At 59.2% G+C, this 25,447-nt stretch carries 23 protein-coding genes; 19 read left to right on the plus strand and 4 right to left on the minus strand.

Annotation, left to right across the window (positions count from 1 at the left end; genetic code table 11):
- Positions 1-25: 25 nt before the first annotated feature.
- Positions 26-2,872, plus strand: a complete 2,847-nt coding sequence (gene rapA, locus PMI36_RS06345) for an RNA polymerase-associated protein RapA (protein WP_008074572.1) — start codon at positions 26-28, stop codon at positions 2,870-2,872.
- 168 nt (positions 2,873-3,040) lie between these two features.
- On the opposite strand, the gene PMI36_RS06340 is transcribed toward rapA, so the two are convergent.
- Positions 3,041-4,390: a spinster family MFS transporter gene (locus PMI36_RS06340; RefSeq protein ID WP_008074573.1), complete on the minus strand. Its 1,350-nt coding sequence runs from the start codon at positions 4,388-4,390 to the stop codon at positions 3,041-3,043.
- Between the two features lie 369 nt (positions 4,391-4,759).
- Here PMI36_RS06340 and PMI36_RS0129840 point away from each other — a divergent pair, with 369 nt between their 5' ends.
- Together PMI36_RS0129840 and PMI36_RS06335 are read left to right on the plus strand one after the other, a co-directional pair.
- The gene (locus PMI36_RS0129840; protein ID WP_032830590.1) at positions 4,760-5,125 is read left to right on the plus strand and encodes a YkgJ family cysteine cluster protein; all 366 of its coding nucleotides are present in this window, start codon (positions 4,760-4,762) and stop codon (positions 5,123-5,125) included.
- A gap of 148 nt (positions 5,126-5,273) precedes the next feature.
- Positions 5,274-7,556 carry a putative bifunctional diguanylate cyclase/phosphodiesterase gene (locus tag PMI36_RS06335; RefSeq protein ID WP_032830591.1) on the plus strand — a complete coding sequence of 761 codons (2,283 nt, stop codon included), beginning with the start codon at positions 5,274-5,276 and terminating at the stop codon, positions 7,554-7,556.
- Here PMI36_RS06335 and PMI36_RS30935 read toward each other — a convergent pair.
- Positions 7,447-8,343, minus strand: coding sequence for an NAD(P)-dependent oxidoreductase (locus PMI36_RS30935; protein WP_008074577.1), 897 nt, complete (start codon positions 8,341-8,343; stop codon positions 7,447-7,449). The genes PMI36_RS06335 and PMI36_RS30935 overlap by 110 nt on opposite strands.
- 197 nt (positions 8,344-8,540) lie before the next feature.
- Between PMI36_RS30935 and PMI36_RS06330 the strand changes: the two genes are divergently transcribed.
- Complete coding sequence (locus PMI36_RS06330) at positions 8,541-10,736, plus strand: hypothetical protein (RefSeq protein WP_008074578.1); 2,196 nt, start codon at positions 8,541-8,543, stop codon at positions 10,734-10,736.
- Positions 10,737-11,063: 327 nt separating this feature from the next.
- Here the strand turns inward: PMI36_RS06330 and PMI36_RS06325 are convergent, their stop codons facing one another.
- Entirely contained in the window at positions 11,064-11,369 is a 306-nt protein-coding gene (locus tag PMI36_RS06325; RefSeq protein WP_007906642.1) for a DUF2288 domain-containing protein, read from the minus strand.
- A 27-nt stretch (positions 11,370-11,396) separates the two neighbouring features.
- Here PMI36_RS06325 and PMI36_RS31555 point away from each other — a divergent pair, with 27 nt between their 5' ends.
- The 12 genes from PMI36_RS31555 to PMI36_RS06270 all read left to right on the plus strand — a co-directional run bounded on the left by PMI36_RS31555 (position 11,397) and on the right by PMI36_RS06270 (position 20,834).
- The gene (locus PMI36_RS31555; RefSeq protein ID WP_157173008.1) at positions 11,397-11,543 is read left to right on the plus strand and encodes a hypothetical protein; all 147 of its coding nucleotides are present in this window, start codon (positions 11,397-11,399) and stop codon (positions 11,541-11,543) included.
- Between the two features lie 177 nt (positions 11,544-11,720).
- Positions 11,721-12,848: a branched-chain amino acid ABC transporter substrate-binding protein gene (locus PMI36_RS06320; RefSeq protein WP_008074579.1), complete on the plus strand. Its 1,128-nt coding sequence runs from the start codon at positions 11,721-11,723 to the stop codon at positions 12,846-12,848.
- A 233-nt stretch (positions 12,849-13,081) separates the two neighbouring features.
- Positions 13,082-14,005: a high-affinity branched-chain amino acid ABC transporter permease LivH gene (gene livH / locus PMI36_RS06315; RefSeq protein ID WP_008074580.1), complete on the plus strand. Its 924-nt coding sequence runs from the start codon at positions 13,082-13,084 to the stop codon at positions 14,003-14,005.
- Positions 14,002-15,258: a high-affinity branched-chain amino acid ABC transporter permease LivM gene (locus tag PMI36_RS06310; protein WP_008074581.1), complete on the plus strand. Its 1,257-nt coding sequence runs from the start codon at positions 14,002-14,004 to the stop codon at positions 15,256-15,258. The genes livH and PMI36_RS06310 overlap by 4 nt, the downstream gene beginning before the upstream one ends.
- Positions 15,255-16,022: a high-affinity branched-chain amino acid ABC transporter ATP-binding protein LivG gene (livG, locus tag PMI36_RS06305; protein ID WP_008074582.1), complete on the plus strand. Its 768-nt coding sequence runs from the start codon at positions 15,255-15,257 to the stop codon at positions 16,020-16,022. Before PMI36_RS06310 ends, livG begins: the two co-directional genes overlap by 4 nt.
- Positions 16,023-16,724, plus strand: a complete 702-nt coding sequence (locus PMI36_RS06300) for an ABC transporter ATP-binding protein (RefSeq protein WP_007906649.1) — start codon at positions 16,023-16,025, stop codon at positions 16,722-16,724.
- A 461-nt stretch (positions 16,725-17,185) separates the two neighbouring features.
- Positions 17,186-17,590 carry an antitoxin Xre-like helix-turn-helix domain-containing protein gene (locus PMI36_RS06295; RefSeq protein ID WP_008074583.1) on the plus strand — a complete coding sequence of 135 codons (405 nt, stop codon included), beginning with the start codon at positions 17,186-17,188 and terminating at the stop codon, positions 17,588-17,590.
- A complete protein-coding gene (locus PMI36_RS06290; protein ID WP_008074587.1) occupies positions 17,584-18,276 on the plus strand; it encodes an RES family NAD+ phosphorylase in 693 nt (230 codons plus the stop codon). Before PMI36_RS06295 ends, PMI36_RS06290 begins: the two co-directional genes overlap by 7 nt.
- Before the next feature lie 117 nt (positions 18,277-18,393).
- Positions 18,394-18,699 carry a BufA1 family periplasmic bufferin-type metallophore gene (locus PMI36_RS06285; RefSeq protein ID WP_008074588.1) on the plus strand — a complete coding sequence of 102 codons (306 nt, stop codon included), beginning with the start codon at positions 18,394-18,396 and terminating at the stop codon, positions 18,697-18,699.
- Between the two features lie 25 nt (positions 18,700-18,724).
- Positions 18,725-19,579: an MNIO family bufferin maturase gene (bufB, locus tag PMI36_RS06280; protein WP_008074590.1), complete on the plus strand. Its 855-nt coding sequence runs from the start codon at positions 18,725-18,727 to the stop codon at positions 19,577-19,579.
- Positions 19,576-20,334: an HvfC/BufC N-terminal domain-containing protein gene (locus tag PMI36_RS06275; RefSeq protein WP_008074592.1), complete on the plus strand. Its 759-nt coding sequence runs from the start codon at positions 19,576-19,578 to the stop codon at positions 20,332-20,334. Before bufB ends, PMI36_RS06275 begins: the two co-directional genes overlap by 4 nt.
- Positions 20,331-20,834, plus strand: coding sequence for a DoxX family protein (locus PMI36_RS06270; RefSeq protein WP_008074593.1), 504 nt, complete (start codon positions 20,331-20,333; stop codon positions 20,832-20,834). The genes PMI36_RS06275 and PMI36_RS06270 overlap by 4 nt, the downstream gene beginning before the upstream one ends.
- Before the next feature lie 142 nt (positions 20,835-20,976).
- On the opposite strand, the gene PMI36_RS06265 is transcribed toward PMI36_RS06270, so the two are convergent.
- Entirely contained in the window at positions 20,977-21,885 is a 909-nt protein-coding gene (locus tag PMI36_RS06265; RefSeq protein ID WP_008074596.1) for a LysR family transcriptional regulator, read from the minus strand.
- 106 nt (positions 21,886-21,991) lie between these two features.
- Between PMI36_RS06265 and PMI36_RS06260 the strand changes: the two genes are divergently transcribed.
- From PMI36_RS06260 to PMI36_RS06250, 3 genes are all read left to right on the plus strand, one after another.
- On the plus strand, positions 21,992-22,591 hold the full coding sequence (locus tag PMI36_RS06260; RefSeq protein WP_008074598.1) for a short chain dehydrogenase: 600 nt from the start codon (positions 21,992-21,994) through the stop codon (positions 22,589-22,591).
- A gap of 282 nt (positions 22,592-22,873) precedes the next feature.
- Entirely contained in the window at positions 22,874-23,530 is a 657-nt protein-coding gene (locus PMI36_RS06255; RefSeq protein ID WP_008074601.1) for a COG3650 family protein, read from the plus strand.
- A gap of 95 nt (positions 23,531-23,625) precedes the next feature.
- Positions 23,626-25,239: an NAD(P)/FAD-dependent oxidoreductase gene (locus tag PMI36_RS06250; RefSeq protein ID WP_008074604.1), complete on the plus strand. Its 1,614-nt coding sequence runs from the start codon at positions 23,626-23,628 to the stop codon at positions 25,237-25,239.
- Positions 25,240-25,447: the final 208 nt, after the last annotated feature.

The following is a 25,447-nucleotide window of genomic DNA, read 5'->3' on the forward strand; positions in this document are numbered from 1 at the left end:
TTTTTCAAGGTGGGAGTCAGGCAGCATGGCGCAGCAGTATCAACCGGGGCAACGCTGGATCAGTGACAGCGAAGCCGAGCTGGGTTTGGGCACCGTTCTGGCACAGGACGGCCGCTTGTTGACCGTGCTCTACCCGGCCACTGGCGACACTCGCCAGTACGCGCTACGGAATGCGCCCCTCACCCGCGTGCGGTTTTCGCCGGGCGACAGCATCACTCACTTCGAAGGCTGGAAACTGACCGTCCAGGAAGTCGACGACGTCGACGGCTTGCTGGTCTACCACGGCCTCAACGCGCAGAACGAAGTGGTCACCCTGCCGGAAACCCAGCTATCGAACTTCATTCAATTCCGTCTGGCCAGCGACCGTCTGTTCGCCGGCCAGATCGATCCGCTGGCCTGGTTCTCCCTGCGTTATCACACTCTGGAACACACCAGCCGCCAGTTGCAGTCCTCCCTTTGGGGCTTGGGCGGCGTACGTGCGCAACCGATCGCGCACCAGCTGCACATTGCCCGTGAAGTCGCCGACCGCATCGCGCCGCGAGTTCTGCTGGCAGACGAAGTGGGCCTGGGCAAGACCATCGAAGCCGGTCTGGTAATCCATCGCCAACTGCTTTCGGGCCGCGCCAGTCGCGTATTGATCCTGGTGCCGGAAAACCTCCAGCACCAATGGCTGGTGGAGATGCGCCGCCGCTTCAACCTGCAAGTCGCGCTGTTCGACGAAGAACGCTTCATCGAAAGCGATGCCGCCAACCCGTTCGAAGACACCCAGCTCGCACTGGTTGCACTCGAATGGCTGGTGGATGACGAGAAGGCCCAGGACGCGCTGTTTGCGGCCGGCTGGGATTTGCTGGTGGTCGACGAAGCGCACCACCTGGTGTGGCACGAAGATCAGGTCAGCCCTCAGTATTCGCTGGTGGAGCAACTCGCCGAAGTCATTCCCGGGGTCTTGCTGCTGACCGCGACTCCGGAACAACTGGGTCAGGACAGTCACTTCGCGCGTCTGCGCCTGCTCGACCCGAACCGTTTCCATGACCTGCACGCCTTCCGCGCCGAGAGCGAAAACTATCGCCCAGTGGCCGAAGCCGTTCAGGAGCTGCTGGACAAAGGGCGTCTGTCGCCTGAAGCGCACAAGACCATTCACGGTTTCCTCGGCAACGAAGGCGAAGCCCTGCTGACCGCCGTCAATGATGGCGACACCGAAGCCAGCGCCCGTCTGGTCCGCGAACTGCTGGACCGACATGGCACCGGCCGCGTGCTGTTCCGTAACACCCGCGCCGCCGTGCAGGGTTTCCCGGAGCGCAAACTGCACCCGTACCCGCTGCCGTGCCCGGCCGAATACCTCGAACTGCCATTGGGCGATCACGCCGAGCTGTACCCGGAAGTCAGCTTCCAGGCCCAGCCGGACGCCAACGAAGAAGAGCGCTGGTGGAAATTCGACCCGCGTGTCGAGTGGCTGATCGACACCCTGAAAATGCTCAAGCGCACCAAAGTGCTGGTGATCTGCGCCCACGCCGAAACCGCCATGGACCTGGAAGACGCCTTGCGCGTACGTTCTGGCATTCCAGCCACGGTCTTCCACGAAGGCATGAACATCCTCGAGCGCGACCGCGCCGCCGCCTACTTCGCCGACGAAGAATTTGGCGCTCAGGTGCTGATCTGCTCGGAAATCGGCAGTGAAGGTCGCAACTTCCAGTTCTCGCACCATTTGGTGCTGTTCGACCTGCCGTCGCACCCGGACCTGCTGGAGCAGCGTATCGGTCGTCTCGACCGGATCGGTCAGAAGCACATCATCGAGCTGCACGTGCCGTACCTGGAAACCAGCCCGCAAGAGCGGCTGTACCAGTGGTATCACGAAGCGCTGAACGCGTTCCTCAACACCTGCCCGACCGGCAACGCCTTGCAGCATCAGTTCGGCCCGCGCCTGCTGCCGCTGCTGGAAAACGCCGACGATGGCGAGTGGCAGGCGCTGATCGACGAAGCCCGCGCCGAACGTGAGCGTCTGGAAGCCGAACTGCACACAGGTCGCGACCGTTTGCTGGAGCTCAATTCCGGCGGCGCTGGCGAAGGTGATGCGCTGGTCGAGGACATCCTCGAACAGGACGATCAGTTCGCCCTGCCGATCTACATGGAAACCCTGTTCGACGCCTTCGGCATCGACAGCGAAGACCATTCGGAAAACGCGCTGATCCTCAAGCCAAGCGAAAAAATGCTCGACGCCAGCTTCCCGTTGGGCGACGACGAAGGCGTGACCATCACCTACGACCGCAACCAGGCGCTGTCTCGCGAAGACATGCAGTTCATCACCTGGGAACACCCGATGGTTCAAGGCGGCATGGATCTGGTCCTGTCCGGCTCAATGGGCAACACCGCCGTGGCGCTGATCAAGAACAAGGCGCTGAAACCGGGCACCGTGTTGCTGGAACTGCTCTACGTCAGCGAAGTCGTTGCTCCGCGCTCGCTGCAACTGGGCCGTTACCTGCCGCCGGCCGCCCTGCGCTGCCTGCTCGATGCCAATGGCAACGACCTGTCGACCCGGGTGTCGTTCGAAACCCTGAACGATCAACTGGAAAGCGTACCCCGCGCCAGCGCCAACAAGTTCATCCAGGCCCAGCGCGACCAGCTGACACCACGGATCAACGCCGGCGAAGAGAAAATCACCCCGCGTCACGCTGAGCGCGTGGCCGAGGCGCAACGTCGCCTGGCGGCGGATACCGAAGAAGAACTGGCGCGCCTGACCGCGTTGCAAGCGGTCAACCCGACCGTGCGCGACAGCGAACTGGTTGCCCTGCGCAAGCAACGTGAGCAAGGCCTGGCCATGCTCGACAAAGCGGCGCTGCGACTGGAAGCGATTCGGGTGTTGGTGGCGGGCTAATCCCCTGCCCCGCTCCGTTCAAACAAAAGGCCCGCAGCGATGCGGGCCTTTTGTTTATCTGCTTGATTGTTGTGGTGTTGCTGATGGCCTCTTCGCGAGCAAGCCCGCTCCCACAGGTTATGTGGACGACATAAATCCCTGTGGGAGCGGGCTTGCCCGCGATGGCGATCAGGCAGTCACCGCAGAACCCGCAGGCTCAACCACCGCCACCAACCCCTCTTTCATCCGCTTGGCATCCCTTACAAAACACCGCGATGCCAAAAACAGAAACACCATGGTAAAGAACAGCGCCACCGGGATCAGGTACATCGCGTCATGCAGGCCGACCGCCTTGAACGCTTCAGTCATCTGCTCGGCGCCGGCCGACAACATGGCCGTGTGCGCAAAGTGATCCGACAATCCGCCGACCACCACCGGCCCCAATCCCCCACCCAGCAAATACAGACCGGCAAAGAACAACGCCATCGCCGTGGCCCGCAAACGCGGTTCGACCACGTCCTGGATCGCCGTGTACACGCAGGTATAGAAGTTGTAGGCAAACAACCAACCCAGGCTGAACACCGCGACAAACACCCCGATCTCGATCCGTCCGGCGTGCAGCGCCCAGGCGGTGCACACGGTCGAAATGATCAGGCTGAATGCCGCGAACAGCAGCCGCCCATTGGCCACGCGTTGGTGAATCTTGTCGGCGATCCAGCCGCCGAGCGTCAGGCCGAACAGCCCGGTCACCCCGACGATCACCCCGGTCGCCACCGCTGCCTCCTGCAATGGCATCAGGAAATATCGCTGCAGCATCGGCACCAGAAACGAGTTGCAGGCATAAGTCGCGAAGTTGAAACACAGGCCCGCCATCACCAGCCACAGGAAAGTCGGCACCGCCAGCACTCGACGGATCGGCCGGTCCACGCGCTCCTGAGACACTTGCACGCTTTCCGCCGCGCCGCGTTTTGGCTCTTTGATGAAGAACATGAACACCGCCAGGATCAGCCCCGGCACTGCCGCGATAAAGAACGGCGCGCGCCAGCTGTCGAACGCCTTGACCATCCAGCCGATGGTGAAAAACGCCAGCAGTAACCCCAGCGGCAGGCCAAGCATGAAAATACCCATGGCCCGAGCTCGACGATGAGCCGGGAACAAATCGCCGATCAGCGAGTTGGCAGCCGGCGCGTAACTGGCCTCACCGATGCCGATGCCCATGCGCACGATCAGGAAACTCCAGAAACTGCCCACCAGCCCGTTGACCGCAGTCAGCCCGCTCCAGGTTGCCAGGCCCCAGCCCATTAACTTGCTGCGCGAACCGGTATCGGCCAATCGCCCAAGGGGCAGGCCGGCAATGGCGTAAACGATGGTGAATGCGGTGCCGATGATCCCCAGCTGAAAGTCACTGAGGTGCCATTCCATGCGGATCGGCTCGATGATGATCGCCGGGATGGTGCGGTCGAAGAAGTTGAACAGGTTGGCCAGGAACAGCAGGAACAGAATGCGCCAGGCATTCGCCGCTTGGGTCGAGTTCTGCATGGGTCCGTCTCTTTATTGTTATGAAGGCGTCGCTGCCCCCGGAAACTGCAATCTAGTCAGGCGCGCGCGGCGTGTCTGTCATCATTCGCCAGCCTGATATCAGCCCATGGCAACCGAACCCTCCCAAACGCCACAATACCTTGTGGGAGCGGGCTTGCTCGCGAAGGCGGTGTGCCTACCTACGATGATGCCGACTGACACGCAGCCTTCGCGAGCAAGCCCGCTCCCACAGGGGAATTGCGGTGTTTTCCATGACCCGACCGACCATTGAAAAATACCTCTGTGCCCCCCTTCCCAAGCCCAAGGCAAAGCCTAGAATAGCGGCCTTGTCTGCCCACCGTGTCCCCCATCCCTCTTTGACTATCGCCCATGTCCGAAGCCAGTCCGTGTCTGAATTGCGGTGCCTGCTGTTCTCATTTTCGCGTGTCTTTTTTCTGGGGTGAATGCATCTCGGCAGGGGGGACGGTGCCCGATGAACTGGTCGCGCCCATCAGTCCCAGTCGGGTGGCCATGCTCGGCACAGACTGCAAACCGACCCGCTGCGTCGGGCTGGTAGGTGAGGTGGGCAGCACCGTGCAGTGCTCGATTTACGATCAGCGCTCCAGCACCTGCCGGGAGTTCGACGCCTCGTGGGCCACTGGTGAGGTGAACGTGGATTGCGACGCGGCCCGGGCCGCGTTCGGGTTGCCAGCCCTGCAACCGGAGTTCGAAATGCCTTATGAACGGAGCGCTTGAGACTTAGCGCCAATCGCTATCACGCTAATACCAAAATTATTGGCGTCACCGTGCCATCACCTCTTGCGCTCCGTGCAAGGCCTCTATACTGCAAGCATTCGCCAGCGCGCATGGCGCAGGCCAGGATGATTCAGAGATGGGGCATGCTATGGAGTGGCTTGGTTTGCATTTCATGACCGGGCTGCCAGAGAGCGGGCAGGTCATACTCGATTGCACCCATAACCCTTTTCTGGTGTTGCTGGCCTATCTGGTGGCTTGCGCGGCCGGCTTCGCCACGCTGGACATGACCGAGCAGGTCGGCCATGTGGAAAAATCCGCCTCCCAACGACTCTGGCGCTGGGTCGGTGCCGGGTGCCTGGCGGGCGGTATCTGGGCCATGCACTTCATCAGCATGCTGGCGTTCCAGGCGCCGATCGAAATCCATTACCACCTGCCCACTACCCTGCTCTCGCTGTTGTTCGCCCTGACCGCCTCGTGGCTGGCCATGCACACCCTCAGCCATCCTCAGCTGAATTTCTGGCAATACCTGCGAGCCGCAGTGTGGATCGGCCTGGGCATCGCAACCATGCATTACGTGGGCATGGCCGCCCTGCGGTCGAATGCGATGGCTTACTACCAACCCATCCTGTTCGTGCTTTCCATTGTGATCGCCATCGGTGCCAGCCTGGCCGCCCTGTTGATTTCCAGTCACCTGCGCGATGGTGCCGGCGTGTTTCATCAATTGCTCAAATACACCGCCAGCCTGGTGCTCGGAGCCGGCATCGTGAGCATGCATTTCACCGGCATGGCGGCGTTCAGCCTGGTGCTGCCCGCCGGCAGCCTCGAACCGCTGCCCGCTGACAACAATCACCTGCAACTGGGGCTGACGGTAGCGGTAATGACGCTGCTGATCATCGGCAGCGGCATCAGCGCTGCATGGGCGGACAAGAAGCTGCAACACAAAGAGCATGACCTGCAACGGGTCAACGCCCTGCTCAGCCAACTGGATCAGGCACGCATGTCGCTGCAACAGGTGGCGCATTACGACCCCTTGACCAGCCTGATCAACCGACGAGGCTTCAACCAGATCTTCGCCGAGAAACTCATCGAGAAAACCAATGAAGGCGGCATGCTGGCGGTGATGTTCCTCGACATCGACCATTTCAAGCGGATCAATGACAGCCTCGGCCATGACGCCGGTGACGAATTGCTCAAAGTCCTGGCCAGCCACATCAAGGCCTCGGTGCGCAGTCATGAAGACGTGGTGGCGCGCTTCGGAGGCGACGAGTTCTGCATCCTCATCACCCTGTATGACCGTGAAGAAGCGCGGCAAATGGCCCAGCGCATCATGCTGAAAATGAAGGAACCCATCGAGTTGTCCGGACGGCGCATGGTCATGACCACCAGCATCGGCATCAGCCTGTTTCCGGAAGACGGCAAGACCTGTGACGAACTGCTGAAAAACGCTGACCTGGCGCTGTACCAGTCCAAGGATTGCGGTCGTAACGCCCTGCATTTTTTCAGTTCAAACCTGAAAACCCGAGCCACCCTGGAGTTGCAACTCGAAGAGGAACTGCGCCACGCCCTGCGCGAAGACACCGGGTTGATGCTGTATTACCAACCGATTTATGACCTGAGAATCGGCCAGGTCACCAAACTTGAAGCGCTGATTCGCTGGCAACATCCGGTTCACGGATTGCTCACGCCGGATCGGTTCATCGCCATTGCCGAAGCCAACGGCCTGATCGCCGAGCTGGACAACTGGGTGCTGCGCAAGGCCTGCGAGGACTTGGGCGAGCTGTCCCGGCACGATTGCGAAGAACTCAAAATCGCGGTGAATTGCTCGCCCCTGAACCTGACGCGAGAAGAACTGGCCAATGAAATCGAACACGCCCTGCACGCCTTCGGGGTGGCACCACACCGTCTGGAACTGGAAGTCACCGAGAATGCGTTGATGGGCAATATCAGCAACACCCTGGTGTTGCTGCGGCAGATTCGTGCCCTCGGGGTCTCGTTGTCGATCGATGACTTCGGCACCGGCTATTCATCCCTGGCCTACCTCAGGCGCCTGCCGTTAAACACGTTGAAGATCGACCGCTCGTTCATTCAGGACATCCCCAAGGCCACCCAGGACATGGAAATCGTCCAGGCCATTATCGTCATGGCCCATACCCTGCATTTGCAGGTCGTCACCGAAGGCGTCGAAACCTTCGAGCAATACGACTTTCTCGAACGCCACGGCTGCGATTTCGTTCAGGGCTACCTGCTCAGCCGCCCGGTGCCGCTGGCCGAGTTGCGTCCAGTACTGGCGGACATCAATCAGCACAAGCACATGCACACCGTCAATCCTTTGAGTCTGGCTCGCGGTATAACTGCACTAGCGTCGACGGATCCTTTTCCAGGAAGCCCTGGCCCCCATGGAGGCGCATCAGTTGTGCGGCCAATCCGCTGATCGGTGTGGCCGAACCCTGTTCGCGGGAAAATTTCACGGCGGTGTCCAGATCCTTGAGCAGCGTGCGTACGTGCCACTTCACCGGTTCGAAACGGCTGTCGGCCATTTGCGGCGCAAGAATCTGCAGCGGTTTTGAATCGGCGAAGCCACCGGCGAGCGCCTCGGCGATCAAGCGGGCGTCGACCCCGGAACGCTCGGCCAAGGCCACCACTTCGGCAATCACCAAGGCATTGCACGCCACGATCATCTGATTGCAGGCCTTGGTCACCTGCCCCGCACCGACGGCGCCCATGTGGGTCACGCGCTGGCCAAGGGTCAACAACACCGGTCGCACGCGCTCAAGGTCTGCCGCCTCGCCACCGACCATGATCGCCAGGCTGCCGGCCTCGGCGCCGACCACTCCGCCGGAGACCGGCGCATCGAGCCAACTCATACCGGTTTTACTGGCCAAGGCATTCGCCATTTCCCGCGTCGCGGTGGGCTCCAGACTGGAAAAATCCACCAGTAGCTGGCCGCTTTTCGCCCCCTCGGCAACGCCTGCCGCGCCAAACACCACCTCACGTACAACAGCTGTGTCGGCCAAGCACAACATCACCAGGTCCGCGTGTCGGCACAGTTCGGCCGGTGTCGCCACTTGCCGCGCGCCGGCCTCGACCAGCACTGCGCACTTGTCAGGGTTACGGTTCCACACCGTCAGCGGATAACCCGCCGCCAACAGGCGTCGGCACATTGGCAAGCCCATCAAACCGATTCCGGCAAACCCCAGCGCTGGCAACGTTGCCATCATTTAGCCTCCCTTTGATTAAAGATCATCGAATATTGGCCGATTCATCATGATTAAGGAAAGGATTCCCCCGAGCGATGCACAGGCCAAGACCCTGACGCTTGGGTCATATTCGCGCTGCAAAAAGACGCGAGATCTCATTCCGTGATGACTCGATGACACTTGTCGCCGAGCCGACCAGTCCAGGTATATGGCGCACAATGACTTCTAAAAACAATCCGGCCACCGCGGTATCCGACCTGACCCTGAGCCCCGCGGCGAACAGCCCCTCATCGTCGAAGCCATTGACCCCGTCGCGTCCGCTGGCGACTCAGCAATACCTGTACTTCACCGAAACCAATACCGACCGCATCCTCGACAACCTCGACGGCCTGCGCGACATGGTGTTCCCGCGCCCGCCCCATCTGGAAGGCGACAACGAACAGCACAGCGATCAGGAATTCCCTTCGGTGTGCCTGATCGGCCTGGGCCGTTGTGGTTCGAACATCGCGCTAGACGTCGCGGAACTGGTGTACAACGCCCGCAAGTTCTACCTCAACGAATTCAACAACGAAGACCGTCTGTCGCCGGACAAACGCTACGCCGAAAAGGGCTACAGCCCGGCGCAGTGGATCCGCAACAACCTGCGCCTGGGGACGAACAAGGCCAGCAAACCGGTGTTTCTGGTCGAGCCGCTGGTGATGCTCGGCGACCTGGACAAGGACATCGCCGGTCGCATCCGTTTCTCGCGCAAGGGCGAAAAAAGCGGCTTTTTGCGTGACTACAGCAAAATGAAAATCATGGACTTGTCGGAAGTCCACGCCGGTGGCGCCGGTAACGCGCCGATCCTCGGCCAATACCTGGCCAAGATCATCCTGAACAAGGACACCCAGCGCTTCTCCAGCCCTGACTGGAAGATGATTCACTCGTACCTGATCGACAGCTGCGGCATCAAGGCCAACCAGTCGCGCCTGTATTTCTCGATCTTCAGTGCCGGCGGCGGTACCGGTTCGGGCATGGCCTCGGAGTTCGGCCTGGCCCAGCAACACTCGTACATGAACAAGACGTTCGACACCAAGCCGATGGACGAGCACGACAGCAAGAGCGGTCATTCCTTCGTCTTCGAACCGATCTTCACCAGCGGCATTTGCGTACTGCCGAACATTTCCGATCACCGCAGCGAAATGTCCGAGGCACTGCACATCAACGCCGGTCGTCTGCTGTGCAAATACCTGTCGGAAGAGTGGGACTTCTCCTACAACTTCGCCAACGAAGACAGCAGCGAAGCCAGCGTCATGGGCCGTATCCGCCCATGGAACGCGATGATGCTGATCTCCAACGACATCATGCGTTACGCCGAAGAAAGCGATGACGGCAACATCCAGAACATTGATGTCAATGCCATGGAAAAGCACGCCAACCAGTACATCTCACAGCAGATCTTCAACATTCTGACAGCGCAGGCGGTCACCACCGATTACGACCAGAACTATTTCCGTCGTGCCGGCATCGACATCGGCGAAACCATTCGCCTGGACGCCAACGACCTGTTCATGAGCCTGGCCGGCCCCGTGGCAATTGCCTACGCCGAATCCGTGGTGCCGGAAACCCCGCCGCCGAGCAGCGACAAGTTCAAGGTGTTCGAAAAAGAGCCGCAACGCCTGAACATCGACGACCTGTTCTTCCGCTCGATCGACCTGCCGCACTTCAACAAGGTCACGCAGGCAATCGAAGGCATCAGCCTGTTGCCGATCGAGTCCAAGCGCTATCGCGCCTCGCTTGAGCAGTACAAGAACTCGGGCTATGACGCGGCCGCGTTGCACGACCTGCACTTCTTCAAGAATTGTTCGTCGGTGGTGTCGATTGTGTCCTTGCCCAAGGACTACAAGCTGTCCTACATGGACCTGAACAGGCTGAAGACCCACCTCAACAGCTTGTTCCCCAACACCACGCTCAAGCGTTATGCGCTGGTCATCGGCGCCTCGGCCAACTTGTCGCTGACCACCCTCATCGCCAAGAGCCCGTGCCTGTCGGACGACTTTTTGACCCTGATCGTGGCCTTCATCAAGCGCTGCTTCGCGAAAACCCCCTACCGCTTCGACGAGACGCTGGACAACTCGATCCTGGACTTCATCATCAATGAAGACTTCGACGAAAACCGGATCGATGAACTGCTCAACGAATTCGAAAACCCGGCGAAAATCCTCGATACCAACTGGTACGCGATCAAACCGATGTACGAGAAGAAGTACCGCGAGCTGATCAACGACAAGGACAAGTTTGTCTCGATCAATGACATTCGTTTGTCCCGGGATTGCGTGAAGAAGGCGATCAAGTATCTGCGCGAGATTTACCGTCACCGGATTGGCAAGACCAAGGTTATTTCTTTGAATAACCATACCGGTAAAACCGCTTAATCGGCGGCGCCGCCATTCGCGAGCAAGCCCGCTCCCACATTTAACCGGGTTCCTCCAGAAGGAATGCGATCAAATGTGGGAGCGGGCTTGCTCGCGAAAGCGGGCTTGCTCGCGAAAGCGGGCTGACATTCACCGCATCAGCCACTGATTTACCAACATCCAGAAACAATTAAGCAGCCAATCGGCTGCTCAATAAACTGTTCCCGTTACGTTTACGTCACCCTCGCCAAGACCCTTCTGTGGCCTTTCTCTACGGCAACATGCCATCACGCTACTCGGCTACACACTTTTAACCGACAGCGCAGCGCACCAATTAAGTGCAAGCGTTCAGCTCGTCGCCCTTTCCTGGATCAGAATCCACGGTGAAACCACCACGGCCCACAGCTCGGGATCGCGCTCGAAAAGATCCAGCGCCCGCGTTTCAGACAGCTTGGCGACCTTGTCGGCGGCCAGCCAGGCAGCGACTTTCTCGCCTTCATCGGTTGCCACCGCTTCTGCCGCAGCGATCAAATCCAGGCCTGGATCGACCCACAATAGGGCACCCCTGGCAAAGAACGGCTCCAACTCTTTCCAGGTAATAGATGCGGTCTCACCAAGCAGCTTGGCATAGAGGGTGCTAGGTTCTTGAGTCATGGGTTTCTGTCCGCAATGAAAAACGACGTGAATGATAACGTCGGTATTGCGCCAGAAAAACCCGGATGCAATTGCGTTACCGATCGAGAAATGCAGGAAAGCCAGGGAATGCTGCTGAATCCAAGTATTAGCCAGCTAACATCCCGCCGTGATTCTGTCTTTTTCTTTCAATAAAGCGACACCCTCAGGTTTTGCCCCCCGGCGCTGCCTTCCCAGGCTAACAATCGGCGCTCTACACTGTACCGGTACAGTTGCCGGGGGCATTTTCCGGAGGATATCAACGATATCTGACCCGGTTCTGCTGCTACGGCGCCAGGACTATAAAAACTACAACAGTAAGAGTGGAGCACTATGACTAAGGCTACTAAGCAGATTTCAAAACTGTTTGCCGCTATGGTTCTGGCCGGGGTTGCCAGCCATTCGTTCGCCGCTGACACCATCAAGATCGGCATCGCCGGCCCTAAAACCGGCCCTGTAGCCCAATACGGCGACATGCAGTTCAGTGGCTCGAAAATGGCCATCGAACAAATCAACGCCAAGGGCGGCGTCGACGGCAAGAAGCTCGAAGCCGTTGAATACGATGACGCCTGCGATCCAAAACAAGCGGTTGCTGTTGCGAACAAAGTCGTCAACGACGGCGTCAAGTTCGTGGTGGGTCACCTGTGCTCCAGCTCCACTCAACCGGCTTCGGACATTTACGAAGACGAAGGCGTGATCATGATCACTCCGGCTGCCACCAGCCCGGACATCACCACTCGCGGCTACAAGATGATCTTCCGCACCATCGGTCTGGACAGCGCCCAAGGCCCGGCCGCTGGTAACTACATCGCCGATCATGTCAAACCGAAAATCGTTGCTGTGCTGCACGACAAACAGCAATACGGTGAAGGCATCGCCAGCGCCGTTAAAACCACCCTCGAGAAGAAAGGCGTCAAGGTTGCCGTGTTCGAAGGTATCAACGCCGGCGACAAAGACTTCTCTTCGATGGTCTCCAAGCTCAAGCAAGCCAACGTCGACTTTGTCTACTACGGCGGCTACCACCCAGAGCTGGGTCTGCTCCTGCGTCAATCCCAGGAAAAAGGCCTGAAAGCCAAGTTCATGGGTCCGGAAGGCGTGGGTAACGACTCCATTTCGCAGATCGCCAAGGAAGCTTCTGAAGGCCTGCTGGTGACCCTGCCGAAATCCTTCGACCAGGATCCGGCCAACGTTGCCCTGGCTGACGCGTTCAAAGCCAAGAAAGAAGACCCGAGCGGTCCGTTCGTGTTCCCGGCCTACTCGGCTGTGCAAGTCATCGCCGAAGGCATCAAGGCCGCGAAGAGCGAAGACGCTGCAAAAGTGGCTGAAGCTATCCACAAGGGCACGTTCAAAACCCCGACCGGCGACCTGTCTTTCGACGACAAGGGCGACCTGAAGGACTTCAAATTCGTGGTTTACCAGTGGCATTTCGGCAAACCTAAAACTGAAGTTTCGCCTCAGTAAGGCCTTGGCCTGACTGACTGCCAATAAAGCCCACGGCGTGCCGTGGGCTTTGTTTTACGAACGTATTGGGCCGCGCTGGCGTGATCCGCCAGTCTCCCCACCTGAAAATCTCAAAACCGTCATCAGCGGTTCGCTGGCAAACCTCGAATTCGAAGTGGATGCAGATCCACGGGGCTCGAGCGGGAAAATGACTCCACCAGTGAAATGCGTATCAGGTTTTTAGGAGCGCTGTAATGCCTGACATCTATCACTTCTTCCAACAGCTGGTTAATGGTCTGACCATTGGCAGCACGTATGCCCTGATCGCCATCGGCTATACGATGGTTTACGGCATCATTGGAATGATCAACTTCGCCCACGGCGAGGTGTACATGATCGGCTCTTACGTGGCGTTCATCGCCATCGCCGGGCTGGCCATGCTGGGACTCGACAGTGTCCCTCTCTTGATGACCGCGGCTTTCCTCGCGACCATCGTCGTGACCAGTGCCTACGGTTACAGCATCGAACGGATCGCCTACCGCCCTCTGCGCGGCAGCAACCGTCTGATCCCGCTGATTTCCGCCATCGGCATGTCGATCTTCCTGCAGAACACGGTTCTGCTGGCGCAAGACTCCAAGGACAAATCCATCTCCAACCTGATCCCTGGCAACTTCGCCATCGGGCCAGGTGGCGCACATGAAGTGCTGATTTCCTACATGCAAATCGTGGTGTTCGTGGTGACCCTGGTCGCCATGCTCGGCCTGACGCTGTTCATCTCCCGTTCTCGCCTGGGCCGCGCCTGCCGCGCCTGTGCCGAAGACATCAAGATGGCCAACCTCTTGGGTATCAACACCAACAACATCATCGCCCTGACCTTCGTCATCGGTGCCGCACTGGCAGCCATCGCGGCTGTGTTGCTGAGCATGCAATATGGCGTGATCAACCCGAACGCCGGTTTCCTGGTCGGCCTCAAGGCCTTCACCGCAGCAGTATTGGGCGGTATCGGCAGCATCCCCGGCGCGATGCTCGGCGGGCTGGTGCTTGGGGTGGCGGAAGCCTTTGGTGCCGATATCTTCGGCGACCAGTACAAGGACGTCGTGGCGTTCGGTCTATTGGTTCTGGTGTTGTTGTTCCGGCCAACCGGCCTGTTGGGCCGTCCGGAGGTTGAGAAAGTATGACTAGGAATCTTAAACAGGCGTTGTTCAGCGCCTTGCTGGTGTGGGCGGTTGCCTACCCGGTACTGGGTCTGAAACTGACCATTGTCGGCATCAACCTCGAAGTCCATGGCACCAGCACTGCAACGCTGATCACCATCGCCGTGTGCTCGGTGCTGATGTTCCTGCGGGTGCTGTTCGACCAGCAGATCAGTTCGGCCTGGAAAGCTTCGCCCAACCTGCCGGTGATGCCGGCCAAGGCCACTAACTTCCTGACCCTGCCGACGACTCAACGCTGGATCATCATCGCGTTGATCATCGGCGCGCTGGTCTGGCCGTTCTTCGGCTCCCGCGGGGCGGTGGACATCGCCACCCTGGTGCTGATCTACGTGATGCTCGGCTTGGGCTTGAACATCGTGGTCGGCCTGGCTGGCCTGCTCGACCTCGGTTACGTCGGCTTCTATGCCGTGGGCGCCTACAGCTACGCGCTGCTGTCGCACTACTACGGCCTGAGCTTCTGGATCTGCCTGCCGATCGCCGGGATGATGGCGGCCACGTTTGGCTTCCTGCTCGGCTTCCCGGTACTGCGTTTGCGCGGCGACTACCTGGCAATCGTGACCCTGGGTTTCGGTGAAATCATCCGCCTGTTCCTGCGTAACCTGACCGACCTCACCGGCGGCCCGAACGGCATCAGCAACATTCCCAAGCCCACGCTTTTCGGGCTGAGCTTTGATAGAACTGCCGCAGAAGGTCTGCAGACCTTCCACGAGTACTTCGGCCTGGAATACAACTCGATCAACAAGGTGATCTTCCTTTACCTGATCGCAGTGTTGTTGTCGTTGTTCGCGCTGTTCGTCATCAACCGCTTGCTGCGCATGCCCCTGGGTCGTGCCTGGGAAGCGCTGCGTGAAGACGAAATTGCCTGCCGTGCACTGGGTCTCAATCCTACGGTCATCAAGCTGTCGGCCTTCACCCTCGGTGCCTGCTTCGCCGGTTTCGCCGGTAGCTTCTTCGCCGCGCGCCAAGGCCTGGTGACACCGGAGTCCTTCACCTTCATCGAATCGGCGACCATCCTCGCCATCGTGGTGCTGGGCGGCATGGGCTCGCAACTGGGCGTCGTACTCGCCGCCACGGTGATGATCCTGTTGCCGGAAATGATGCGTGAGTTCAGTGAATACCGCATGTTGATGTTCGGCGCCTTGATGGTGCTGATGATGATCTGGCGTCCACAAGGTCTGCTGCCGATGCAACGCCCCCACATGGAGCTGCGCAAATGAGCCGTGAGATCCTGAAAGTCACTGACCTGAGCATGCGCTTCGGCGGCCTGTTGGCGGTCAACAGCGTGGCCCTGACCGTCAAAGAGAAACAAGTGGTATCGATGATCGGCCCCAACGGCGCCGGCAAGACCACCGTGTTCAACTGCCTGACCGGTTTCTACCAGCCCACCGCCGGCAGCATCGTGCTGGACGGCGAGCAGATCCAAGGGTTGCCGGGCCACAAGATTGCCCTCAAAGGCGTGGTGCGCACCTTCCAGAACGTGCGGCTGTTCAAGGAAATGACAGCGGTCGAGAACCTCTTGATCGCACAACATCGTCACCTGAACACCAATTTCCTGGCCGGTCTGTTCAAGACCCCCGCGTTCCGCAGAAGCGAACGCGAGGCCATGGAATACGCCGAGTACTGGCTGGAAAAGGTCAACCTCAAGGAGTTCGCCAACCGTCCGGCCGGCACCCTGGCCTACGGTCAGCAACGTCGCCTGGAAATCGCTCGCTGCATGATGACCCGCCCGCGGATCCTCATGCTCGACGAACCGGCTGCCGGTCTCAACCCGCGGGAAACCGAAGACCTCAAGGCACTGATCGGCATCCTGCGTGAAGAGCATGATGTGACCGTGCTGCTGATCGAACACGACATGAAACTGGTCATGAGCATTTCCGACCACATCTTCGTGATCAACCAGGGCACGCCTCTGGCCAACGGTACGCCGGAACAGATCCGCGACAATCCTGAAGTGATCAAAGCCTACCTGGGGGAAGCGTAAATGCTGCAGTTCGAAAACGTTTCCACCTTCTACGGCAAGATCCAGGCGCTGCACAGCGTCAACGTCGAAGTCCGTCAGGGCGAGATCGTGACCCTGATTGGCGCCAACGGTGCCGGCAAGTCGACCCTGCTGATGACCCTCTGCGGTTCGCCGCAAGCCCACAGCGGCAGCATCCGCTACATGGGTGAAGAGCTCGTCGGCCAGGACTCGTCGCACATCATGCGTAAAAGCATCGCCGTGGTCCCGGAAGGTCGTCGGGTGTTTGCCCGTCTGACCGTGGAAGAGAACCTCGCCATGGGCGGATTCTTCACCGACAAGGGCGACTATCAGGAACAGATGGACAAGGTCCTCGGACTTTTCCCACGCCTGAAAGAACGCTTCGCCCAACGCGGCGGCACCATGTCTGGCGGCGAACAGCAAATGCTCGCCATCGGCCGTGCGCTGATGAGCAAGCCCAAGCTGTTGCTGCTCGACGAGCCATCGCTGGGCCTGGCACCGATCATCATCCAGCAGATCTTCGACATCATCGAACAACTGCGCAAGGACGGTGTGACGGTGTTCCTGGTGGAGCAAAACGCCAACCAGGCGTTGAAAATTGCTGACCGTGCGTACGTTCTGGAGAACGGCCGGGTGGTGATGACTGGCACCGGTGAAGCGCTGTTGACTGATCCGAAAGTGCGCGAAGCGTACCTCGGTGGTTAAGCGATTGCGGTAAACAAAAAACGGCCTTCGCAGGCCGTTTTTTTATGCCTGCCACAAACCCCACAACAATGAAGATCCCCCGTAGGAGCTGCCGAAGGCTGCGATCTTTTGATCTTGATCTTCAGTGATTCAGAAAAGATCAAAGTCAAAAGATCGCAGCCTTCGGCAGCTCCTACAGGGGGATTTTTGGTGTTTGGGAGAACGTGTTTAATCAGTGTCAGCGTTACTTCCTGCAAGCTACACATCCTAACGCCTGACGTAACCGCTTCGCCCTCGTAGGAGCTGCCGAAGGCTGCGATCTTTTGATCTTGATCTTCAGTGATTCAGAAAAGGTCAAAGTCAAATAATCGCAGCCTTCGGCAGCTCCTACGGGGGTCTGCGTATTCACAACACGAACTAGCTTGATCCATAGATACATTTTTAATATATTTGTATCTATAGACCAAATCAAAGTAATCGCCATGACAGCAACCTCCCAGGTACAAGCCTTCAGCAAAGACCAGTGCGTGACTGGTTTGCGAGCGGCTGTAGGCATACTCGAAAAGTGGCAAGCGTCGAGCGATCAGGCCTGTCGCATCCTGCGCATTTCCCGCAGTACGTACTCCCGGGCAAAGCAGCGCGATCCCGATTGGTCCGTCAGCCTGGATTCAGACCAGATGCAGCGCATCAGTTTTATTCTCAACATCCATGCCACCCTGCGCCTTGTCTTTGACAACCCTGAAAACGTCTATGGTTTTGCGGCGATGGCGAACGAGAACGAGTTCTTCAATGGGCGTAGCCCGCTCGAAATCATGTCCCAAGGGGATATGATTTCACTGTACGAGACGTTTCGGCGGATCGACATGCTGCGAGGCGCACAATGGTAACGGTGAGCCAGCTGGCTGTATTGGCCGGTGAGCAGTTGCAGGCCTACCGATTGATCAATTCAAAATTTCCGCCCATAGCGCTGTTTGACGACGTGGCAAACGCGGACGAATTTGATGTGCTGTATCAGATCCAGGCCCTCACCAATCCGAGGCTGCAAAATGAAGTCGGCCGGCTTGAGCTGATACCGCGTGCGCAGATTCCCTTCGGCATCCCTGGGTGCTCTTACGCAATCGCTCCTTTCACCCACATCAACCCAGCGGGTTCGCGTTTCAGCGATGGCAGTTTCGGCGTGTTGTACCTGGCTGCCTCGATGGAAACCGCACTGGCTGAGGTGCAGCATCATCAGAATCAGTATTGGTCGAAAGTCCAGGGGCTCAATTACGAGAGGTTTGTTTTCCGGGGGTTATCCTGCACTTTCGTTGACGAAGCCATGAGGGATGGCGTATCCATTCCAATGGACGATCCTGTCTACGATCCCGTCGATTACACGCACTCCCATCGCTTGGGAAAGGCCATCAAGAATGCTGGGGTCCCTGGTCTGCGGTACAACTCCGTGCGCATGCAGGGGAGCTACTGTTGGGCACTGATGACCCCCAGCCCCCTCTCATCAATCACTCAAACAGCCCACTACGAGATGATCTGGAACGGTCAGATCACCAGCGTCAGTAAAATCAGCATTGCCTGACGACCTTATCTGCAAAAAAAATTTTGGGTGGCCTGTAACGCATCGCCCTGTCGTTTCTCTAGAGCAGTAAGCAAGCACAAACGCTTGCCAACCCAAGCTCAATTTCGGAGAAACATCATGACTGCTACCACCCGCACCCTGTCCGCCACCGCCCTGGTTCTGGCCCTCGGTTCTGCCCTGAGCATCGCCGCTGTTTCCACTGCCCATGCCGCTGACGACAACATGGAAAAATGCTTCGGCGTGGCCATGAAAGGCAAGAATGATTGCGCCGCAGGCGCTGGCACGACTTGCGCCGGCACGGCAAAAACAGACTACCAGCCAAATGCTTTCAAACTGGTGCCTAAAGGCACCTGCGCCACCACGATGAGCAAAACCTCGCCAACCGGTTTCGGCCAATTGGAAGCCTACAAAGCCAAGTCGTAATCAGCACCCAGCCTGAGTGTCGACCATGAACAATTCATTCTCCGGGCTCCCGCCCCGCTCCGGGCTGGGGCTCAAGACCGAGCACTTTCGTGAAGTGCTCGGTGCACAACCGGACATCGGTTTCTTCGAAGTCCACGCCGAAAACTACATGGTGGCCGGCGGCCCGTTTCATCATTTTTTGGGGTTGATTCGCGAGCAGTATCCGCTATCGCTACACGGCGTTGGCTTGTCTATTGGTGCCGAAGGTCCGCTGGATCTTCAGCACCTGCAAAGGCTTGCCGCGCTGATCGAACGCTATCAACCCCAATCCTTTTCCGAACACCTGGCCTGGTCCAGTCATGGCCCGGTGTTTCTCAATGACCTGCTGCCCCTGGCCTACGATGCACCGACGCTGAACCGCGTCTGCGAGCATATCGATCAGGTGCAGAGCGCCCTCAAACGCCCGATGCTGCTGGAGAACCCGGCGACGTATCTGGCGTTCCAGCGCTCGACAATCGATGAGGCCGACTTCATCAGTGAGGTCATTCGCCGCACCGGCTGCGGGCTGCTGCTGGACGTCAACAACGTCTACGTCTCCTGCATCAATCACCAAAGGGATCCGCTGGCCTACATCGACGCGCTGCCGCTGCACGCAGTGGGAGAGATTCATCTGGCCGGGTTTGCCGAAGATACGGACAGCCTCGGCGACCGTCTGCTGATCGACGATCACGGTGCGCCCATCGATAACGCGGTGTGGGCACTGTACAGGCAGGTGCTGGAGCGGGTTGGCCCGATCGCCACGTTGATCGAGCGCGACAACCAGTTACCGGCCTTCAGCGTGCTGTACGCCGAAGCCCGTCAGGCTGATGAGTTGCTGCATTGCGCGGGGAGCCGATCATGAGCACTCAAGCTGCGTTTGCCGCCGCCCTGCTCGATCCGCAACAGCCCTGCCCCGACGGTTTGTTCTGTGCCAATGGCGCCGATCCCGCCAGCCGTTTCGCGGTGTATCGCAACAATGTGCAGAGCTCGCTGATCAACGCCTTGGCCGACAGTTACCCAGTGGTTGCGCAATTGGTGGGCGATGAGTTCTTTCGGGCGATGGCGGGGCTGTATGTGCAGCATTGCCCGCCTCGAGGCCCACTCATCAACGACTACGGCAAGGACTTCGCCGAGTTCATCGACAACTTTGAACCGGCAGCCAGCGTGCCTTATCTGGCCGACATGGCGCGGCTGGAGCGGTTGCGCGTTCAGGCCTATCACGCCGCCGACGCTCAGCCCTTGCGCCATGAACAGATTGCCGCCGCACTGTCGGACCCGCAGGCGCTGAGCGAGCTGACGGTCGGGTTTCATCCCTCCCTGAATCTGCTGTCTTCAGCCTTTGCCGTGGTTGCAATCTGGGCCGCGCATCAACAGGACGCGACGCTGGCCGGGATCGACCTCGGCCACGGACAAAACGCGCTGGTGTTGCGCAATGGTCTGGAAGTTGAGGTTTTCGCCATCGACCACGGCGCCAGCACGTTCATTCAGAACCTGCGACTCGGCCAGCCTCTGGCCCAAGCGCTGGAAACAGCGCCCGACTTCGACCTCAGCCAAACCCTGGCGCTGCTGATCAGCCACAACGTCATCACCCATTTACACCAGAAGGTATCGCCATGAACCTCCATCAGAACCCCATCGCCCGCGCCATCAAGTGGCTGGAAAAAATCCCCCACAGCCTGATCGCCTTTATCGCGCGTTTTTCGATTGCCGCGGTGTTCTGGAAGTCCGGACAAACCAAGGTGGAAGGCCTGGCCATCGACTTGATCGACGGCACGTTACAACTCGGCGTACCGAGGCTGGCGGACTCCACCATCCCGTTGTTCCAGAGCGAATATCACCTGCCATTGCTCTCCCCGGAACTGGCGGCGCACCTGGCGGCCTTTGCCGAACATTTCTTTCCGATGCTGATTCTGATCGGCTTCGCCACCCGTTTTTCGGCGTTGGCGCTGTTGGGTATGACGCTGACCATTCAACTGTTCGTGTACCCCGATGCCTATCCAACCCACGGCACCTGGGCTGCGGTGTTGCTGTACTTGATGGCTACCGGGCCGGGCAAGTTGTCGATTGATCATCTGATTGCCAAGCGGTATGCCAGACCTCAAAACTCCAGACGATGAAGATCCCCTTGTGGGAGCGGGCTTGCTCGCGAAGGCGGTTTCACATTCAACAGAGATGTTGACTGATACACCGCTTTCGCGAGCAAGCCCGCTCCCACAGGGGATTGCGTGATGAATCAGATTTCAGTGCCCTATCGCTACCTTAAAGCCTGTCCAACGCCTCGCCACTGCGCTTGAACCAACCGATCAGATAATCCGCCAGCACTTGGGTGCGCTTCGGCAAACCGCCTTGATACGGGTGCACCAGGTACATCGGCATGCTGCGAGTCTGATAATCGCGCAGGAGCCAGCGCAAACGCCCGTCAGCCAATTCCTCTTGCAGCAAATACGATGGCAAACGCGCAATGCCCGCATCCGCCAGCGCGGCCTTCTTCAAGAGGTTGTAGTGGTTGCTGGCGAACGGCCCCGACACTCGCACCCGCAATAACTCGTGCTGTTGGTGATAGAGCCATTCTTCGCGACCGCTGTAATGGCTGTTGAGCAGGCAGCGGTGTTCGGCCAGTGCCTGAGGCGTCAGTGGTTCACCGAATCGCTCAAGGTACGCAGGGCTGGCGCAAGTCATCTCGTGCCAGGCCAGCAGCGGACGGGCGACCAGGCGTTCGTCGTTGGCCACTTCCGAGCGGATCGCCAGGTCGAAACCGTCCCGGGACAGGTCGCGGTAGTTGTTGTTGAGCTCCAGTTCGATCTGCACCTCGGGGTACTGCCGGGAAAACTCCAGCAGCGCGCCGTCAAAGAACGTTTCCCCCAGTGAAACCGGAACCGTCATCCGCACCGGGCCGGCCATGTCGTCTTTCAACCGCGCGAGGGCCTGACGCGCTCGCTCGACTTGAATCACCAGTGCCTGGGCTTGCGGCAATAGCGCCGCGCCTGCCGCCGTCAGGCTCAAGCGGCGTGTGGTGCGTTGCAGCAACACTACGGAAAACCGCGTTTCCAGCAGGCTGATGCGCTTGGAGAGTTGCCCCTTGCTGCAACCCAATTGTTGGGCGGCCAAGGTGAAACTGCCCGCCTCGATCAACACTGCGAATGCCGCCAGGTCGTCCATTTCGCTCATGGGATTGTTTCCATTTGAAAACCAAAGGTTGCCTATTAGCCCGCTTATCTATGGAAAAAACCACTCTAAACTTAAATTTAAATCCAACCCATTCAGGTACATCGCGATGAAAATTCTTTTGATCGGCGCCTCTGGCACCGTCGGTTCGGCCATTGACCATGAACTGTCCCAGCGCCACGAAATCATCCGTATCGGCCGCAAGAGCGGTGAATTTCAGGTCGACATCAGTGACAGCGCCTCGATCCGCAAATTGTTCCAACAGACTGGCAACTTCGATGCGCTGATCTGCGCCGCCGGCAGCGTCAACTTCGTGCCGCTGGCGACCATGACCGAACATGACTTCGAGCTCGGCTTGCGGGATAAGCTGATGGGTCAGGTCAATCTGCTGCTGATCGGCCGGGAATACGCCAATGACGGTGCCTCATTCACCTTCACTACCGGCATCCTCAGCCACGATCCGATTCGTACCGGCAGCTCGGCCTCCCTGGTCAACGGCGCCCTGGACAGCTTCGTCCGTGCAGCGGCGATCGAACTGCCGCGCGGTTTGCGCATCAACTCGGTCAGTCCGAACGTGCTGGTCGAAGCCATGGGCAGTTATGCTCCGTACTTCCGTGGCTTCAAACCGGTTCCCGCCGCCGAAGTGGCGCTGGCCTACGCTAAAAGCGTGGAAGGCTTACAGACCGGCCAGACCTACCGCGTCGGCTAAACCGCCAGAATCAAAAGATCGCAGGCTTCGCCAGCTCCTACAAAAGCACGGCGTACATCCTGTAGGAGCTGCCGCAGGCTGCGATCTTTTGATCTTGATTTTCAGCCGTTTTGAAAAAGATCGCAGGCTTTGCCAACTCCTACAAAAGCTCGGCGTACATCCTGTAGGAGCTGCCGCAGGCTGCGATCTTTTGATCTTGATTCTGGGAAAGCGAGGACATTGCAGGGTTGTGATGAACGGTCAGGCTGAGTAACGTGGCGACACTTGTCAGGAGACTCAAAGATGCGTGTTGCCCGTTCCTTGGTGCTTGTTGCCCTGCTTCCGCTGTTCGCCGCCTGCCAGTTGCTTGATGGCCCTCGGGAAAGCGCGTCCCATGTGGGCCAGACCCGCCTGCAGGGCCAGTTGACGGCCGCTGACGGCAAGTTACTGTTCCAGCCATGCAATGAGCAGCGCAGCTTGGTGGTCAACGACACCGGCGGCACCAGCGTCCTGCAAGAAGCCGCAACCCTGGCCGATGATCAGGGTAAGCTGTTCGCCGACGTGCGCGGCCGGATCACCGCCAGCGGCCAGCTGGATCTGGAGCAGTTGTACCGCGTCGAACGCTCGGGCACGGCGTGCGACGATCCCAACTTCAAGCAGCTGATCCTGCGCGCCGCCGGCCATGGCCCGGAATGGAACGTCAGAGTCAGCGGCAAAGGCATGGTCATCGACCGCGCCGGTCAACCGCCCCTGGCCCTGCCGTACGTTGAAGAGCAACTGGGCGATGGCCGCTTCAACCTCAGCACCGAAGCCAATAACCAGCGCATCGAGCTCTGGGTCGCGCCGCAACGTTGCGTCGACAGCAGCACCGGCAGCGTGCAACACATGAGCGCCGAGCTGCGCATCGATGGCCAGGTGCAACGCGGTTGTGGGTATTTCGGCGGATCGCGTAACGACTGATCGTTTTTGCCTCACGGGAATCATCCTTTGAGGCTTATAATCGCGGGCTTCAAACGCCTTGGCGCAGTTGTGCGCCCCGCGAACCGGATCCCGTCATGTTACGAATCACCGAACTCAAGCTGCCGATCGACCATCCCGAAGAAGACCTGCGCCCTGCCATCGTGCAGCGCCTGGGCATCGCCAGTGATGACCTGCTCGATTTCACCTTGTTCAAGCGCAGCTACGATGCGCGCAAAAAATCCTCCGAACTGTGCTTCATCTACACCATTGACCTCAACGTTCGCGATGAGGCTGCGGTGCTGCACAGATTCGCCGATGACCGTAACGTCAACGTCGCGCCGGATGTCAGCTACAAAGTGGTCGGCCAGGCGCCGGCCGACCTGAGCCAGCGCCCGATCGTGGTCGGGTTCGGCCCCTGCGGGATCTTCGCCGGGCTGCTGCTGGCGCAGATGGGCTTCAAGCCGATCATTCTCGAACGTGGCACCGAAGTGCGTCAGCGCACCAAGGACACCTGGGGCCTGTGGCGCAAAAGCGTGCTCAACCCCGAATCCAACGTGCAGTTCGGTGAAGGCGGCGCGGGTACGTTCTCTGACGGCAAGCTCTACAGCCAGATCAAGGACCCGAAATTCATCGGTCGCAAAGTCTTGCACGAGTTCGTCAAGGCCGGCGCGCCGGAAGAAATCCTCTACGTCAGCAAACCGCACATCGGTACGTTCCGTCTGACCGGTGTAGTGGAAAACATGCGTGAGCAGATTCGCGCCATGGGCGGCGAAGTGCGCTTCCAGCAGCGCGTCACCGATGTGTTGATCGAAGATGGCCAACTGGTTGGCGTCGAGCTCAATGGCGGCGAGCAGATCCATTCCAAACACGTGATTCTGGCCCTCGGCCACAGCGCCCGGGACACCTTCCGCATGCTGCACGGTCGTGGCGTGTACATGGAGGCCAAGCCGTTTTCGGTAGGTTTCCGCATCGAGCACCCGCAATCGCTGATCGACCGCGCACGCCTGGGCAAGTACGCCGGGCACCCGAAACTCGGCGCTGCCGACTACAAACTGGTGCACCACGCCAGCAACGGCCGTTCGGTCTACAGCTTCTGCATGTGCCCGGGCGGCACCGTGGTGGCGGCGACCTCCGAGCCGAACCGCGTAGTCACCAACGGCATGAGCCAGTACTCGCGTAACGAGCGCAACGCCAACTCCGGGATCGTCGTCGGGATCACCCCGGAAGTCGATTACCCCGGTGGCCCGCTGGCCGGCATCGAGTTGCAGGAACGCCTGGAATCCCACGCCTTTGTGTTGGGCGGCAGCAATTACGAAGCGCCGGCGCAATTGGTCGGTGACTTCATTGCAGGCAAGCCATCGACCGAGTTGGGCAGCGTCGAGCCGTCCTACAAGCCGGGCGTTGCCTTGGGCGATTTGGCCCTGGCTTTGCCGGCGTTCGCCATCGAAGCCATTCGCGAAGCCTTGCCGGCGTTCGAGAAGCAGATTCGTGGTTACTCGCTGCACGACGCCGTGTTGACCGGGATCGAGACGCGCACGTCATCGCCACTGCGCATTACCCGTAACGAGTCGATGCAAAGCCTGAACGTGAAGGGTTTGTTCCCGGCGGGTGAAGGCGCGGGTTATGCGGGCGGGATTCTGTCGGCGGGTGTCGACGGGATTCGGATTGCCGAAGCGGTGGCCCGAGACATCCTTGGCCTCGAGGCCTGACCGGCAACTCCTGAAACAACGCAAAACCCCTGTGGGAGCGGGCTTGCTCGCGAAAGCGGCGGATCAGTCAGCATCTTTGTCGACTGATCCGCCGCTTTCGCGAGCAAGCCCGCTCCCACATTTGATCTTCGGTGAGTCAGATGTTTGCGCGCAACACGCGATCGGAAGAGCGTCGTGTAGGGAAAGAGTGTAGATAGATCGGAAGAGC

It is taken from the genome of Pseudomonas sp. GM79, assembly GCF_000282495.1.
Classification (GTDB): domain Bacteria; phylum Pseudomonadota; class Gammaproteobacteria; order Pseudomonadales; family Pseudomonadaceae; genus Aquipseudomonas.

Bases quoted from the DNA above. Each gene is read 5' to 3' on its own strand.
- PMI36_RS06265 (WP_008074596.1), bottom strand. From the start codon at position 21,885: ATGAGCGAAATGGACGACCTGGCGGCATTCGCAGTGTTGATCGAGGCG.
- PMI36_RS06270 (WP_008074593.1), top strand. From the start codon at position 20,331: ATGAACCTCCATCAGAACCCCATCGCCCGCGCCATCAAGTGGCTGGAA.
- PMI36_RS06260 (WP_008074598.1), top strand. From the start codon at position 21,992: ATGAAAATTCTTTTGATCGGCGCCTCTGGCACCGTCGGTTCGGCCATT.
- PMI36_RS06320 (WP_008074579.1), top strand. From the start codon at position 11,721: ATGACTAAGGCTACTAAGCAGATTTCAAAACTGTTTGCCGCTATGGTT.
- PMI36_RS06255 (WP_008074601.1), top strand. From the start codon at position 22,874: ATGCGTGTTGCCCGTTCCTTGGTGCTTGTTGCCCTGCTTCCGCTGTTC.
- PMI36_RS06325 (WP_007906642.1), bottom strand. From the start codon at position 11,369: ATGACTCAAGAACCTAGCACCCTCTATGCCAAGCTGCTTGGTGAGACC.
- PMI36_RS06340 (WP_008074573.1), bottom strand. From the start codon at position 4,390: ATGCAGAACTCGACCCAAGCGGCGAATGCCTGGCGCATTCTGTTCCTG.
- livG (WP_008074582.1), top strand. From the start codon at position 15,255: ATGAGCCGTGAGATCCTGAAAGTCACTGACCTGAGCATGCGCTTCGGC.
- rapA (WP_008074572.1), top strand. From the start codon at position 26: ATGGCGCAGCAGTATCAACCGGGGCAACGCTGGATCAGTGACAGCGAA.
- bufB (WP_008074590.1), top strand. From the start codon at position 18,725: ATGAACAATTCATTCTCCGGGCTCCCGCCCCGCTCCGGGCTGGGGCTC.
- PMI36_RS06295 (WP_008074583.1), top strand. From the start codon at position 17,186: ATGACAGCAACCTCCCAGGTACAAGCCTTCAGCAAAGACCAGTGCGTG.
- PMI36_RS0129840 (WP_032830590.1), top strand. From the start codon at position 4,760: ATGTCCGAAGCCAGTCCGTGTCTGAATTGCGGTGCCTGCTGTTCTCAT.
- PMI36_RS06310 (WP_008074581.1), top strand. From the start codon at position 14,002: ATGACTAGGAATCTTAAACAGGCGTTGTTCAGCGCCTTGCTGGTGTGG.
- PMI36_RS06285 (WP_008074588.1), top strand. From the start codon at position 18,394: ATGACTGCTACCACCCGCACCCTGTCCGCCACCGCCCTGGTTCTGGCC.
- PMI36_RS06275 (WP_008074592.1), top strand. From the start codon at position 19,576: ATGAGCACTCAAGCTGCGTTTGCCGCCGCCCTGCTCGATCCGCAACAG.
- PMI36_RS06330 (WP_008074578.1), top strand. From the start codon at position 8,541: ATGACTTCTAAAAACAATCCGGCCACCGCGGTATCCGACCTGACCCTG.
- PMI36_RS06300 (WP_007906649.1), top strand. From the start codon at position 16,023: ATGCTGCAGTTCGAAAACGTTTCCACCTTCTACGGCAAGATCCAGGCG.
- PMI36_RS06290 (WP_008074587.1), top strand. From the start codon at position 17,584: ATGGTAACGGTGAGCCAGCTGGCTGTATTGGCCGGTGAGCAGTTGCAG.
- PMI36_RS30935 (WP_008074577.1), bottom strand. From the start codon at position 8,343: ATGATGGCAACGTTGCCAGCGCTGGGGTTTGCCGGAATCGGTTTGATG.
- PMI36_RS06250 (WP_008074604.1), top strand. From the start codon at position 23,626: ATGTTACGAATCACCGAACTCAAGCTGCCGATCGACCATCCCGAAGAA.
- livH (WP_008074580.1), top strand. From the start codon at position 13,082: ATGCCTGACATCTATCACTTCTTCCAACAGCTGGTTAATGGTCTGACC.
- PMI36_RS06335 (WP_032830591.1), top strand. From the start codon at position 5,274: ATGGAGTGGCTTGGTTTGCATTTCATGACCGGGCTGCCAGAGAGCGGG.